This window comes from Iodobacter fluviatilis (assembly GCF_900451195.1).
GTDB classification, from domain to species: Bacteria; Pseudomonadota; Gammaproteobacteria; order Burkholderiales; family Chitinibacteraceae; genus Iodobacter; species Iodobacter fluviatilis.
The window spans coordinates 495,637-509,946 of sequence record NZ_UGHR01000004.1; the positions used below are offsets into that span (position 1 = coordinate 495,637).

Consider the following 14,310-nt stretch of genomic DNA (forward strand, 5'->3'; position numbering starts at 1 on the left):
GGCAAACCCCCTTACAAATTGACTATTTCTTAGCGCCGTTCTTGCCGCCACAGCATAAAAGCTGCTGCAGAGAGAAAAAGCAGGGTAGGGATAGAAACAACAATCGGCGGCGGCCAGTTATATAAGTCGCCTAAATACACCACAATCTGATTGGCAAAGTGAAAAATCAAACCACAGGCGATGCCGATAAAAACGCGCACACCCGCATTGCCGCTGCGGCGCTGGCTTTGGGCAAAGGGCAGGGCAATCAGCACCATGGATAAACAGGCCAGCGGGTAAAATAATTTGCCCCATAGCGCCAGCTCGTAGCGTGATGTTTTTTGTTTATTGCGCTTTAAGTGATCGATATAGCTGAGTAAAGAGGTGGCAGACATCTGAGCAGGCTCTACCAGCAGCACCGCCAGCATGGCGGGGGAAATGGAGGTCTGCCAGTTAAATACAGCGGGTTTACTCAGGGCAACACCCGCGTGTTCGGGCAAAAACTGCGTCACCGTGGCTTTTTGCAGTGTCCAGTTGCCTTTGCTTTGAAAGCGGCCGTTATGTCCTTCGATCACTCTTTCCAGCGTAAGTGTTTTGCCAAACTCGTAAATGCGTGCATGCACAACGGTTAAGTCGGGCAGCATTTCAGCGATATTTACAATTTGCTTTCCGTCTTTAATCCAGACTCCCGATCGAAAATCGCCTACAAGCATCGATTGCGTAGCAGCCAGCCGGTGCTGATTGGCCATGCGCTTACCCGCCGGTGCAATGTATTCGCCCAGCAGCAGGGTGATTGCGCCGTAAAATACACCAATCAGGCAAAGCCAAAGTAAAAGCCGTTTGAGTGATACGCCGGAAGCGCGGATCACCGTCAGCTCGGATGAGCCGGATAAATGCGAAAGGCCAAAAATGCCGCCAATCAGTACGGCAATGGGCAAAAGCTCATAAGCATTTGCGGGCGCACGTAGGGCCACAAAAATCAGTGCATCGCTGAGGCGATAGCCGCCTACACCCAGATCGGTCAGCTCGGCAATCAAATCAAAAAAGGTATAAAGACCCAGCAGGCCAATCAGGGCAAATAAAATAAACAGCGAGAGTTCGCGCATTAAATAGCGAGATAAGAGACTCATTTCAACTTCCCCGCAACTTGCCGCGCCAGGCAAACAGCCCCAGCGTAATCAACAGCGCTGCCGCATGCAGCGGCCACATACCCAGCATGAGCGGGATTTTTCCATCGCTAAGCCAAGCCTGTGCAATATTGATGCAGTTGTAATAAAAGAAATAGGAAAAAATAGCGACCAATAAATTAGAGGCTCGCCCGCCACGTGGGTTAAAAAATGCCAGCGGAATGGCTGCTAGGCTTAATATCAGCGCTGAAATAGGAATGGCTATGCGCCAGGCTAGCTCTGCCTGATGCTCCGGCAGCTTGCTGTTCCAGAGTGCCATCGTGCTGGTGGCCTGAGTAGACGGGCTGGAGCGCGGGCTTTCACCTGCTTCAATACGCAGCCTTGCATTTTCAAATTCCAGTGTTTCATAAGCAGCAGTACCGGGCAGGCCTTCATAGGATTTGCCTTTGGCGAGCCACAGCCAGCGGGAGCCATCGCTATCCAGATAAAGGCCGCCTTTTTCTGCCAGAATCACGGTTAATTTTTCGTCGCGGCGTAATTGCACAAACACATTATTGCCGTTACCGCCGGTGAAGTTTTCAACAAAATATACGCGATCAGCAGCAGGAGATTCCCTGAATACGCCGGGCGCAACCTGAGTGACTTCCTGGCGGGAAAGTGATTTTTCCTTGTACTCCTGACCTTTTTCTAAGGCCCATGGAGAGAGTACCAGCGATAACAGTGCAATAAGAATCACTACAGGTATGGTAAATTCGAGGACAGGCCGGATAAAGCTCATAATTGAGCGGCCACTGACAAACCAAATCACCATTTCATGATCTTTCCATAGCCGGGTTAATACAGCCAAGATCGAAAAGAACAGCATCAGTGATAATAGAATGGGCAGATAGCGCACTGCAGCGAAGCCCATCATGGCCCAGACCGCAGAACTGGCGAGAGCACCAATGGCGGCTTGGCCGAGCAGGCGTACAATTTGCGTCGTCATGATCAGCATGAGCAAGACGAAGAAGGCCCCAAGGGCGACCCAGGACATTTCTTGAATTAGGCTTTTACGAAACAACATGGGCGTTTTTGACTTTGCGGGGGTACTAGGAAATAATCGAGCGAAATTTTCGCGGCCTTTAAACTTAGCAATAGGAAGCAATAATGGAATTTAGCATAAATCTATCTGTCCCCGAAAAAACAGCAGCAGATTGTCTGGTGCTGCCGGTATTTGGTACACAACTTGTCGCACTTGCAGCAGGTCTGGACAAAGACGGTTGGTTGGCAGAAACCTGCAATGAATTGGGCGATAGCGTTGGCTCCACTTTATATATTCCCTTGCCAGGCCGCCGCGTTCTATTAGTACAGCTTGGCGACGAGCAAAAACTGGATGCAGATGCGTTCCGTAAGGCAGCGCTTGCTGCGGCTAAAGCTTTAGTGGGTGGTAAATCCACTTCTGCAGATGTTTTCTTAGCGATTGCTGCTGCAAAAGCACTGGGCCTGAAAGAGGCGGCCGCTATTATCGCTCAAGCGCTGGTTTTTGAAAGCTACCGTTTTGTGCAGTTTAAATCTGAGCCTGAAGCCGCTTCGGTTTTAACGGCTGTAAATATTGCCGTAAGCAAAAAATCCGAAGTAGAAAAAGCCGAGAATGGCCTGCAAGCCGGTGTTGCTCTGGGCCACGGCATGAATTTAACCCGTGATTTAGGCAATCTGCCAGGCAATATTTGTACCCCTACCTATTTGGCTAATGCAGCGCATCTTTTGGCTGCCAGCTACAAAATGAAATGCACTGTGCTGGAAAAACCAGAAATGGAAGCGCTGGGCATGGGCTCATTCTTGTCGGTAGCCCAAGGCAGCATCGAGCCGCCTAAGCTGATCTGCCTGGAATACCATGGCGGTAAAAAATCAGAGAAGCCTGTAGTGCTGGTGGGTAAAGGGATTACCTTTGATTCGGGTGGTATCTCGCTCAAGCCCGGCGCAGAGATGGACGAAATGAAGTTTGATATGTGCGGTGCTGCTACGGTAATGGGCGTGATTCGCGCCATCGCCGAGCAAGGCCTGCCGATCAATGTGGTGGGCGTGATCCCGACTTGCGAAAACATGCCTTCTAGCAATGCGGTGAAACCGGGCGATATCGTAACCTCGATGAGCGGTCAGACGATTGAAATCCTGAACACCGATGCCGAAGGCCGCTTGATTCTGTGCGATGCGCTGACTTATGTCGCACGCTACGAGCCAGAGCTGGTGATTGATATTGCCACACTGACCGGCGCCATTATTATTGGTCTGGGCCATGTGGCGAGTGGTTTATTCACCACCAACGATCAATTGGCCGATGATTTGATCAAAGCTTCGCGTGAAACCGGTGACAAAACATGGCGCATGCCGCTGTGGGATGATTACCAGGAACAGCTAAAATCCAACTTTGCCGATATGGCCAATATCGGCGGCCGTGCTGCGGGATCGATTACCGCTGCTGCTTTCCTTAGCCGCTTTACTAAGGAATACACATGGGCTCACCTGGATATCGCGGGTGTGGCGCATAAGTCTGGCGCGGCAAAAGGCGCAACAGGCCGTCCTGTGCCACTGCTGGTTGAGTTTTTAACTCAGCGTGCTGCGGCAAAAAAGAAATAATTTAGCCTGCTGTTAAACAGCCCGCCCAGAAGGATTTACTTCTGAGCGGGCTGTTGACTTATCGCATCTGCTTTTTATCAGTTTAATAATGATTGTTAGCTAGGAATTCACTGATGCATATGCTGCTTAAGTGGAGCGCTGTATTGGCCTTTTGTGTGATTTCTTTTTCCGCCCGGGCAGAGCCTGTTGCTGCGATAGCCGCTCAGTTTCCTTCTTATGCGCTGATTGGAAAATGTTCTGGCGATTTGATGGGCATCAGGGGGGAATCGGCTTTTGCTATCCGAGATAAGAAAGCTAGATTGATTCGTGTGATCTGGCTGGATGCAAAGGATAAAATTCAGCTCTTAGAAACCATGCAGGCAAAAGATTTTTATAATCGCGATGAGTTTGATGTGACGCGTTTTGAGCTCAATTGCTATGGGCCCAAAAAAGCGCAGGAAATAAAAAAAACCGCTATGACATCCGAAGGTATTTCGGCTTCATTTAAATTTCCTAAAGGCAGCGGCATTCTTTGTTACTTTGGGCCTTTACTTACTTCAAATTGCTGGTACTTTGACAAAAGAAAAGGTGCTCTTGCACAGGCAGGCGGCTGGTCTCTTTAAAATAAGTTAAACATGAGTTGTTATACTTACTTGTAATGGCTGATCGCAACGATATTTCTTAGCATTTAAATTAATCCTCCGGGATTAAATACAAAATACGGTTTACTTAAGCTTAATGACTGAAATTTCTTTCTACTTCAATGTACCTAATCGTGAGCATGCACTTTGCCAGCTGGTGAGCAAAGCGCTGGCCAAGCGTTTAAGTATCAATATCCTCGCGGACAGCCAAGCCGCTGCTGTTGCGTTGGATGGCTTGCTGTGGGAAGTACCGCAGACGGGTTTTTTACCCCACTGTGCTGCAGATGATGCCAATGTTGCAGATACCCCTATTGTGCTGGATTATCGCCCCGAGCTGTTGCCGGCCCGGCAGCTACTTTTTAACTGGACCAATGGCTTGCCTGCGGGCTTTGAGCGCTATCAGCGGGTTGTAGAAGTTGTTCCGATTGATGAAGAGGCGCGTAATCTGGCACGCGGGCGCTGGAAAGCCTATGTGGCCCAAGGTTTTAAGCCTACTTCTTTCGATATGATGGATAGGGCAGGATGAGCCGCGTGTCTGAATCAAGCCCCTTATTTGATAAAATGGATGCCTTACTGGCGCGTCACCGCGGCGGCGCGGCGGCCGCTGAGGCTATCCCTGTATTGCTGGACGAGGCTGATGATATCCCGGTGCTGACCGAGGCCGTGAACGAAGTCGCAGTTTTTGATGATGTTTTAATGTTTCCCCCGGAAGAATTTTTTGCGGCAGAGGAGATCGTTGAAGACGAAGAAGTACAGATTTTTGAGCCCGAGCCGGTTGCTGCACCCGTGGTGGAGTTTTTAGACCTGCCTTTGCTAGATTTAAATGCCTTATCGCAGGCTAATCCATGGGGTAGTGGCTGGGAAGAATCGCCTGTGGATTTGCCGGTTGCCGAAGAAATCTCTGAAGTCGAAGACCTGTCTTGCATCCAGTTGGTCAGTGTTGCTGATGAGGCGGAGTGGGAAGATGAGCCACTTTTTGCCGCGATTGAGCCAGAGCTTGCGCCTGCAGAAACGGAGCCTGAAGCACCTGGGCTGAGTGAGAAGGTCATTGCCGAATTAAGTGCAACGGTTGCAGCGCAGCTGGGTGTTGAAATTGCCACCGAGGTAGAGCAGCTTACCCGCCAGCATTTTGCCAGCCTGATGAGTACATTTTACGAAGACACGCTGCGCCGCTTAATGAGCGATATGACGATCGAAATTGAGCAAAAACTTTTGCCGCGTGTAGAAGAGCTGGTGAAAGAAGAGCTGCGTAAGCATGGTTAGAATTAAATAGCGGGTGCATTCCGTTATTTAATCAACCACCGTGCTATTTAATTTGCCCCACATCCAGCCTGATAATCTGATTGTTTTCGATTTTAAAGTGCATATAGGTATTGAACTCACCCCAGCGATCGGTGTGGAAAAAACCGTAAATGCTTAGGCCCTGATTATCTTCTTTATCGATGCGTTTAAAGTAGCCACGCGATTTGCCCAGTACGATATAAGCGCGTAAGCGGCCAAATATTTCACTGTCTGACCACTGAATAAATTCTCTTTCCTTGCCATCGTCGCTGATCACGGCCTTGGGGGAGAAGAGTTTCATCCAGCTTTCTCGGTCGTTATCACTCATCGCTTTTACCGCTGATTTCACCAGTGGATTGCTGAGTTTATCCAAGCCTTCTGTGCTTTGTGCTTGGCTGAGCGGGCTGTATAAAATGCCGATTAATAAAAGGGCGAACAGTTTCATGGCTGATCCTTGGTGTGCGAAAGCGCCAGCCCATTTGCTGACGCTTTGGTCGCTATCTTAATTAGCGGGTGGTAAATCCACCATTTGCAAAAATGGTCTGCCCGTTCACCCACCAGCCTTCGGTGACAAGAAATTTAATCAAAGGCACGATGTCTTCGATTTCAGTTAAGCCTGATTGATTAAAGGCGCTTAAATCCGCCGATGCTTTTAAATAAGCTGCGGCTTCTGGTGTTTCCTGAGCATAAAAGAAAGGCGTGTCCATTGGGCCAGGGCCGACTGCGGTGACAGAAATACCACGAGTGCCAAATTCTTTGGCGGCCGCGCGGGTAAAGTGCTCAACGGCGGCCTTGGTGCCCGCATAAGTTGAGTAATAGCCGGTGTAGGCGGCCAGCAGCGAGGTGACAATGGTGCAGATCTTACCGTTGTCGTTTAAATGTTTACCCGCTTCGCGGATAAAGAAAAATGCGGCCTTGCTGTTGATACTACTCATCTCATCGAATTCTTCTTCGCTGACATCGACAATCGCTTTTTTGAGCACTTTGCCGACGGTATTGATGGCAATATCCACGCCGCCAAAGCGTTTTACGGCTGCATCAAACAAAGCCACGCAGTTGGCTGCCTTGCTTAAGTCTCCCTGAATGGCAAATGCTTTGCCGCCCATGGCTTCAATCGCCGCCACGGTTTCTGCCGCTGCCGCCGCAGTTGAATCGCTATTGTAGTGAACTACAATGGATGCGCCTTCTGCGGCTAGGGTGCGGCTGATCAGCCCGCCTAGGTTTTTTGCGCCACCGCCGATAACAACAACTTTTCCTGCCAGTGTGTGTTTGGACATTTCTGCATTCCTTTAATAAAGTGAGCGGGCTGAAATCAACGCTCAGAAGAAGTGAATGCAGTATGCTGCGCAGCCTCATGGGGATAAATACGGCTAAAATGAAAACACTATTTTGTCTGGCAAAACAATGGGAGCGGCTGTGGATTTAATTCAAGCAATGCGCCTGTTTGTGCAAATAAGCGACAGTGGCAGTTTTACCCGCGCAGCGGAGCTGATGCAGTTGTCGCGCCCGGTGGCTTCAACCACTTTGCAACAGCTGGAAAGCCATTTAGGCACGCGATTATTAAGCAGAACCACCCGCCATTTAGAGCTGACTGGCGACGGGCGCAGCTACTATGCGCATTGCCAGCGCATGCTGGCTGATCTGGATAAAACGGCGCAATTGTTCCGGGAATCAGGCTTGCAGGGCCTGTTACGGATCGACGTGCCCACCCGCATGGCCCGCAGCCTGATTGCGCCCCACTTGCCTGCGTTTTTTCAGCGCTATCCCGATATTCATATCGAAATGGGCATGAGTGATCATGTGATTGATTTACTGCGCGAAGGCGTGGATTGCGTGCTGCGGGTAGGCGCTTTGCAAGAGGATCGGCTTGTTTCTAAGCGACTTGGCTTATTGCCCCAGGGTAATTACGCCAGCCCTGGCTACATCCAGCAATGGGGAGAGCCTCAGTCTTTGGCGGAATTAAGCCAGCATTATATGGTGGGCTACAGCCGCTCTTTATCCGAGCAAACGGCGTGTTGGGAATATACGGAAAACGGTGAAAACCTTAGCCTTACGATGCCAGCTAGGGTCACGGTAAATAATGCGGAAAGCTATCTGGCTTGCGGCTTGGCGGGGCTGGGCTTGATTCAGGTGCCCACTTATGATGCGGCGCTCTATCTTGCCAGCGGAGAGCTGATTGAAGTCCTGCCGCAATACCAGGCTGCTGCGCTGCCGGTATCGGTGCTTTATCCTTATCAGCGGCACAGCTCTCAGCGTGTGCAGGTTTTTGTGGCGTGGATGTCGGGCATATTGGCCGGTGAATTAGCCGAAGGGTGTTTTATTCCCGCTGTTTAATGGCGTGAGTGCTACATGAAGCAGGCAGGTTAAGGATATAATCGCGGGTTAATCTATGAACGACTGAGCCTTTTTCCCATGAGCACAACGCCTAAAGAACTCGCTAAAAGTTTCGAGCCCGCTGAGATCGAAAGCCGCTACTACCCAGAGTGGGAGAAAGCCGGATACTTTCAGCCAAATATGCAAGCTACTTCGTCATTCTGCATTCAGCTGCCGCCACCTAATGTGACCGGCACTTTGCATATGGGCCATGCCTTCAATCAAACGATTATGGATGGCTTAACCCGCTACCATCGCATGAAGGGCGAGAATACCCTGTGGCAGCCAGGCACAGATCACGCCGGTATTGCCACGCAAATCGTGGTGGAGCGCCAGCTGGATGCTCAAGGCGTGAGCCGTCATGAACTGGGCCGCGAGAAGTTCGTAGAAAAAATCTGGGAATGGAAAAAGAATCGGGTGCCACCATCACCCAGCAAATGCGCCGCATGGGTGCGTCGGTCGATTGGCAGCGTGAATACTTCACCATGGACGAGCAATGCTCTGGCTCGGTGACCGAAGTATTCGTCAGCCTGTTTGAGCAGGGCCTGATTTACCGTGGCAAGCGTTTGTCTAACTGGGATCCTAAATTAGGCACCGCCATCTCCGACCTCGAAGTGGTTTCCGAGGAAGAAGACGGCCATATGTGGCATATCAAATATCCGGTTGTGGGCAGCGATGAATTTATCGTAGTGGCTACTACTCGCCCTGAAACACTGCTCGGCGATGTGGCCGTAGCGGTCAATCCAGACGACGAGCGTTTTACCCATCTGATTGGCAAAACGCTGCAATTACCACTGACCAGTCGTGAAATCCCCGTCATCGCTGACGACTATGTGGATGCGGCTTTTGGTACCGGTTTTGTAAAAATCACCCCAGCGCATGACTTTAACGATTACCAGGTAGGTAAGCGCCACAACACCCAGCTAATCAATGTGATGAGCTTGGAAGCCACTATTCTGGCTAAGGCGCAGGTATTTAGCTTTGATGGCGATGCACTGGGCAGTATTGATTTACCTGCAGCCTACGCTGGCATGACCGCACCCGATGCGCGTAAAGCCATGCTGGCCGATCTGGATGCGCAGGGCCTCTTGCTCGAGACCAAAAAACACAAACTGATGGTGCCACGTGGCGATCGTACGGGTTCGGTGATCGAGCCTTTGCTGACTGACCAGTGGTTTATGGCCATGAGTAAGGCCGATGAAACCGGCCAAAGCATCACCGAAAAAGCGCTGCAAGCTGTGGCAGATGGTGAAGTTAAGTTTGTGCCAGAAAACTGGGTGAACACTTACAACCAGTGGCTGAATAATATTCAGGACTGGTGCATTAGCCGTCAGCTATGGTGGGGTCATCAGATTCCGGCCTGGTATGATGAAGACGGCAAAGTTTATGTTGCACGCAATCAGGCGGAAGCCGAAGCACAAGCGCCGGGCAAAACACTGCGCCGCGATGTGGATGTGCTCGATACTTGGTTCAGCTCGGCACTGGTGCCGTTCTCTACTTTAGGCTGGAAGCCTGGGCAAACCACGCCTGAGCTGGATGCATTTTTGCCTTCATCGGTACTCGTTACCGGCTTTGACATTATTTTCTTCTGGGTAGCCCGGATGATTATGATGACCAAGCACTTCACCGGCAAAGTGCCGTTTAAGCATGTGTATATCCACGGCTTGGTGCGGGATGGTGAAGGGCAGAAGATGTCTAAATCGGAAGGCAATGTACTGGATCCGGTTGATTTGATCGACGGTATTGATTTAGAAACGCTGCTGGAAAAACGCACTTCCGGCCTGCGTCGCCCAGAAACTGCGCCTAAAGTCGCGGCTAAAACCAAGAAAGAATTCCCAGAAGGTATTCCAGCCTTTGGTACCGATGCACTGCGCTTTACCTTTGCATCGCTGGCTACTTTGGGCCGCAGTATCAATTTTGATCAGCATCGCTGCGAAGGCTATCGTAATTTCTGCAATAAATTGTGGAATGCCACCCGCTATGTGTTGATGAATGTGGAAGGCAAAGATGTAGGCCAGGACGAATCCTTACCGCTGGAATACAGCTTTGCGGATCAATGGATGATTGGCCGCTTGCAGCAGGCTGAGCATGATGTCAGTACCGCGCTGGATACCTTCCGCTTCGATTTGGCGGCTCAGGGTATTTACGAGTTTGTGTGGAACGATTACTGCGATTGGTATATCGAGCTGGCTAAGGTGCAATTGCAATCTGGCAACGAAGCACAGCAACGTGCTACTCGCCGCACGCTGGTTCGCGTATTAGAAACTACGCTGCGTATGGCTCACCCGATTATTCCGTTTATTACCGAAGAGCTATGGCAGGTTGTGGCTCCCTTGGCTAACGCTAAAAAGACCGAATCCATTATGGTGGCCGATTGGCCAGTGGCTGATTTAAGCAAGATTAACGAAGCGGCTAATGCACAGGTTGAAAGCTTAAAAGCGCTGGCCTTTGCGGTGCGTAATTTGCGCGGTGAAATGGGCTTATCCCCATCGCAAAAAACACCGCTACTGTTGGAAGGCGGAGACGAGCTGCAGCAGTACGCGGCTTACTTAGTGCCATTAGCCAAGCTTGCCAGCGTGACCATCGTGGCGCAATTGCCTGAAGACGATGCGCCGGTGGCCGTTGCCGGCAGCACGCGCCTGATGCTGAAGGTAGAAATTGATAAAGCAGCAGAATCAGCGCGTTTAACCAAAGAAATTGGCAAACTGAGCGAAAATCTGGAAAGAATTAAAGCCAAGTTTGAAAAACCAGGCTATTTGGATAAAGCACCGGCACATCTGGTAGAAAAAGATCAGGGCCTGATGGTTGAATTTGCTGAGAAATTGGCTAAATTACAAAGCCAATTAGCCAAATTAGCATAAGTCTTTTGCACGATTAGCACTTACACACAGGCTGCCTTGTGCAGCCTGTTTTTATTAAATAAACAATGGGCAGGCAGCATGCACCCACGTTATGCCAGCGCATTTAAAAAGTCTGATGCAATTTGATACCGGGCTTCTGTGTCAGCAATAAAGGAAACAAAATGATTAATAACGATATTTTACGCAGTGTGCGTTATATGCTGGATTTAAGCGATGCTCATATTGTAGCGATTGCTAAACTGGCTGATTTTGATATCAGTAAAGAAGACGTAGCCGCTTTTTTGAAAAAAGAAGATGAAGAAGGCTATTCGGAGCTCAGCGATGAAGCAATGGCCTATTTCCTTGATGGTTTGGTATTCCATAAGCGTGGCAAAGATGAAAGCCGCCCGGCACAGCCTATTGAATTGCCAATGAGCAATAATATGGCCCTTAAAAAGTTGCGCGTGGCTTTTGAATTAAAAGAAGAAGATATGCACAGTATTCTGGCTGCGGCAGGCTTTGATGTATCTAAGCCAGAATTAAGCGCTTTATTCCGCAAAAAAGATCATAAGCACTATCGCAGCTGTGGCGATCAATTGCTAAGAAACTTTTTAAAAGGTTTAACGCTGCGTTTGCGCGGTTAATTGCTGTCACTGTAGGTTGGGTTAGCAAGTTTTATCGCTTAACCCAACCTTGTATGCTGATTTTATAAGTCTTAATCATGCTTTTAAAGCAAAAGAGTGCAAGGGCGATGCCACAAAAAAACATGCATTAAGTAGTCAGCCAGCTTGCAAAGGTGTCTTTATGCTCACTCTTAATATCATCGGCCCTGGCCGTTTGGGCAAATCAATTGCCCGATTGGCAACGACGCATTATCAAATCGCTGGGGTTTGCGCCAGTACACTGGCCAACAGCAGAGAGGCGGTGGCTTTTATAGGGGCAGGGCAGGCCTGCGCTACTTTGGCCGATTTACCTCGCGCTGATTTATTTCTATTGTCCGTGCCGGATGGCTTGATTGCGGAGAAGGCCAAGGAGCTGGCTGCATGTGGTGTAGTGCAGGCGGGTAATGTGGTGTTCCATGCCAGCGGTGTTTCTGAAGCCTCTTTACTTCTTCCTTTAAAAGCGGCGGGCGCATCGATTGCCAGTTTGCATCCGGCCTTTTCTTTTGCTGATCCGGCTAGGGCCGTGAGCACTTTTGCAGACACACTTTGCGCCCTTGAGGGAGATGCAAAAGCGTGTGAAGTTTTGCATGATTTTGCGCGAGCTTTAGGCGGAAAGCCTTTTTATTTAGCAGAAGGAGGCAAGGCGGCTTATCACGCCTCATTATCTATGGCGGCTAATTATTTAGTTACCCTCGCTGATTTATCGGTTAAAACGGCCGGGCAGGCAGGAATCAGCGAAGAGATTGCTCAGTTATTGATTCATAATTTAATGCAGCAAACTTTAGGCAATATCAAAAAATTAGGGCCAGCTGCGGCATTAACAGGGCCGATTGTGCGTGGTGATCAGGGCACAATAGATAAACACCTGAGCGTTTTAAACGATATCAATATCCGGCATTGCTATCAAAGCTTGGGGCTGGCGACAATTAATCTGGCCGGGGACAGGTTGTCTGCTGTACAGCAACTTGCTCTTTCTCAAAGACTTTCATAAAGTAAACGATGCGCTGGTTTAAAAGGTATTAAATCTTTTAAAAAAAGTGAATTGTAATTTTCTCGCCAGATTAAGGACAAAGGCCGCTTTCTTCTTGCATTCCTTACTGACTCACCGTATATAAGCAGAAGATGGTTAAGAAAAAATTCAGAAAGCTTTGGGGAGAATGATTGATGTCATTACGTAAAAAAGTATATCTGCTGGCGTTTAGTATATTGCTGGCTTTAATCGGCATCATGCTGGTTGGGCTCTGGACGATGCGCCAGGCCAGTAATGACGATAATAGTGCCCGTATTAAACAATTAATGGGCAGCACCTATAACGGCATTGTGCAGCTTGAAAACTTAGCCGCAGCAGGAAAGCTTCCCGAGGCTCAGGCTAAAGAGATTGCCACTCAATTGTTGCGGGAAAATAAATACCATAAGTCTGAATACGTTTATGTGGTGGATGATAAATTAAACTTTGTTGCCACGCCGCTCGATCCACAATTGCACGGCACCAGTTTTAATGATTTTAAAGATGCGTCGGGCAATAGCGTGGGGGCGATTGCTCAGGCTGCACTGGATAAATCTGGTGGTGCGCTCACTGAATATTGGTGGACCTCCAAGCGTGATGGCAAAGTCGTTGATTTACTTTCTGTTGCTCAAAAAACACCACGCTGGGGCTGGGTTGTAGGTAATGGAATCAGCTTTGCAGAGGCAGATGCGCGTTTTTGGGGCAATGCCCGCTGGCAGGTTTTGATCTGTCTGGGCGTTGCCGCGATCGTTGCTGCGATTATGCTGGCTGCCGTGCGTAATTTATTGCGTGATCTGGGCGGAGAGCCTGATGATGTGATGGCTTTGGTGCAGATTGTGGCGGATGGTAATTTACAAGCCGACGATCGCCATGACAATGTAGCTGCACAAAGTATCTACGGCTCGGTGCTGCGGATGCGTAAATCTTTGCGTGATGTGATTTCGCAGCTGTCATCTGTAGTACATACCCTGCATGCATCCGGTGATGAAATTGTGGCTAAGGCGGAAAGCAGTAATCAGTACGTTGGCGCACAAAGTAAGGCGGCATCGAGAATTGCTCAGACGGCTGTGGAGTTTACCCAGCAGACCCAGCAGGCAGAGCAGCAGGCAAAAACAGCCAAAGGGCAAAGTGAGGCCGCTACAGAAATTTCTGCGCAGGGGCTTTCTGTGATTTCTGCTGCAGTTGACCGTTTCTCGGAAATTGAACATTCGGTTGGCGAAACTCAAAGCAGTATTGATGATTTGGCACAGCGGGTAGGCAGCATTTCTGCGGTTATTGCGGTAATCCGTGAAGTGGCTGATCAGACTAATCTGCTTGCTCTGAATGCTGCGATTGAAGCGGCAAGAGCGGGCGAGCAGGGCCGTGGGTTTGCTGTGGTTGCCGATGAAGTACGTAAGCTGGCAGAGCGTACTAGTACCGCTACACGAGAAATTGGCGACACCATTAATGCGGTGCAGGATAGTGGTCAGACAGCCAAATCACGCATGGATGGGATGGTGGTTCAGCTTAAAGAAGGGATAAGACAGACAAAAGAAGGTGGCGAAGCAGTCAAAGCAATCCGGGCAGAATCGGCGGCTACGGCATTGGTGGTTGGTCTGATTGGTGATGCATTAGCGGCACAGGTGCAATCCAGCCAGGCGATCCGTAATGATGTGGATGAAGTGGCTAATTTTTCGTCCGGTACTTTAGATGCAGCGCAAAGTACTGTAGCGGTTGCACAGTCTATTAAACAGGTTTCGGATCAGCTGGAAGTTTTGATTAAACAATTCAGATTGTAAGCTTTTAAAGCTCCAGCAAAGGCCGTGT

The 14,310-nt window shown here is 49.5% G+C and carries 12 protein-coding genes and 1 pseudogene; 9 read left to right on the plus strand and 4 right to left on the minus strand.

Annotated features, from left to right (window positions below; genetic code table 11):
- Positions 1-29 precede the first annotated feature (29 nt).
- Positions 30-1,109 carry an LPS export ABC transporter permease LptG gene (lptG, locus tag DYD62_RS21010; RefSeq protein WP_115229865.1) on the minus strand — a complete coding sequence of 360 codons (1,080 nt, stop codon included), beginning with the start codon at positions 1,107-1,109 and terminating at the stop codon, positions 30-32.
- Between the two features lies 1 nt (position 1,110).
- The gene (gene lptF / locus DYD62_RS21015) at positions 1,111-2,169 is read right to left on the minus strand and encodes an LPS export ABC transporter permease LptF (protein WP_115229866.1); all 1,059 of its coding nucleotides are present in this window, start codon (positions 2,167-2,169) and stop codon (positions 1,111-1,113) included.
- A gap of 83 nt (positions 2,170-2,252) precedes the next feature.
- Between lptF and DYD62_RS21020 the strand changes: the two genes are divergently transcribed.
- The 4 genes from DYD62_RS21020 to DYD62_RS21035 all read left to right on the plus strand — a co-directional run bounded on the left by DYD62_RS21020 (position 2,253) and on the right by DYD62_RS21035 (position 5,605).
- Positions 2,253-3,722: a leucyl aminopeptidase gene (locus tag DYD62_RS21020; protein WP_115229867.1), complete on the plus strand. Its 1,470-nt coding sequence runs from the start codon at positions 2,253-2,255 to the stop codon at positions 3,720-3,722.
- Positions 3,723-3,835: 113 nt separating this feature from the next.
- Complete coding sequence (locus DYD62_RS21025; protein WP_115229868.1) at positions 3,836-4,324, plus strand: hypothetical protein; 489 nt, start codon at positions 3,836-3,838, stop codon at positions 4,322-4,324.
- Between the two features lie 115 nt (positions 4,325-4,439).
- Positions 4,440-4,868, plus strand: coding sequence for a DNA polymerase III subunit chi (locus DYD62_RS21030; RefSeq protein ID WP_115229869.1), 429 nt, complete (start codon positions 4,440-4,442; stop codon positions 4,866-4,868).
- A 5-nt stretch (positions 4,869-4,873) separates the two neighbouring features.
- Positions 4,874-5,605: a hypothetical protein gene (locus DYD62_RS21035; RefSeq protein WP_132038659.1), complete on the plus strand. Its 732-nt coding sequence runs from the start codon at positions 4,874-4,876 to the stop codon at positions 5,603-5,605.
- A gap of 43 nt (positions 5,606-5,648) precedes the next feature.
- On the opposite strand, the gene DYD62_RS21040 is transcribed toward DYD62_RS21035, so the two are convergent.
- Complete coding sequence (locus DYD62_RS21040) at positions 5,649-6,068, minus strand: hypothetical protein (protein WP_115229871.1); 420 nt, start codon at positions 6,066-6,068, stop codon at positions 5,649-5,651.
- 61 nt (positions 6,069-6,129) lie between these two features.
- Positions 6,130-6,900 carry an SDR family oxidoreductase gene (locus DYD62_RS21045; RefSeq protein ID WP_115229872.1) on the minus strand — a complete coding sequence of 257 codons (771 nt, stop codon included), beginning with the start codon at positions 6,898-6,900 and terminating at the stop codon, positions 6,130-6,132.
- Positions 6,901-7,039: 139 nt separating this feature from the next.
- Between DYD62_RS21045 and DYD62_RS21050 the strand changes: the two genes are divergently transcribed.
- From DYD62_RS21050 to DYD62_RS21070, 5 genes and pseudogenes are all read left to right on the plus strand, one after another.
- Positions 7,040-7,957 (plus strand): LysR family transcriptional regulator, encoded by a 918-nt coding sequence (locus DYD62_RS21050; protein ID WP_115229998.1) that lies wholly within the window; start codon positions 7,040-7,042, stop codon positions 7,955-7,957.
- Between the two features lie 78 nt (positions 7,958-8,035).
- Positions 8,036-10,857, plus strand: a pseudogene (locus DYD62_RS21055) (valine--tRNA ligase).
- Between the two features lie 161 nt (positions 10,858-11,018).
- Complete coding sequence (locus tag DYD62_RS21060; RefSeq protein ID WP_115229873.1) at positions 11,019-11,480, plus strand: YehS family protein; 462 nt, start codon at positions 11,019-11,021, stop codon at positions 11,478-11,480.
- Positions 11,481-11,640: 160 nt separating this feature from the next.
- The gene (locus tag DYD62_RS21065; protein WP_115229999.1) at positions 11,641-12,489 is read left to right on the plus strand and encodes a Rossmann-like and DUF2520 domain-containing protein; all 849 of its coding nucleotides are present in this window, start codon (positions 11,641-11,643) and stop codon (positions 12,487-12,489) included.
- A 173-nt stretch (positions 12,490-12,662) separates the two neighbouring features.
- Complete coding sequence (locus DYD62_RS21070; RefSeq protein WP_115229874.1) at positions 12,663-14,282, plus strand: methyl-accepting chemotaxis protein; 1,620 nt, start codon at positions 12,663-12,665, stop codon at positions 14,280-14,282.
- Positions 14,283-14,310 lie beyond the last annotated feature (28 nt).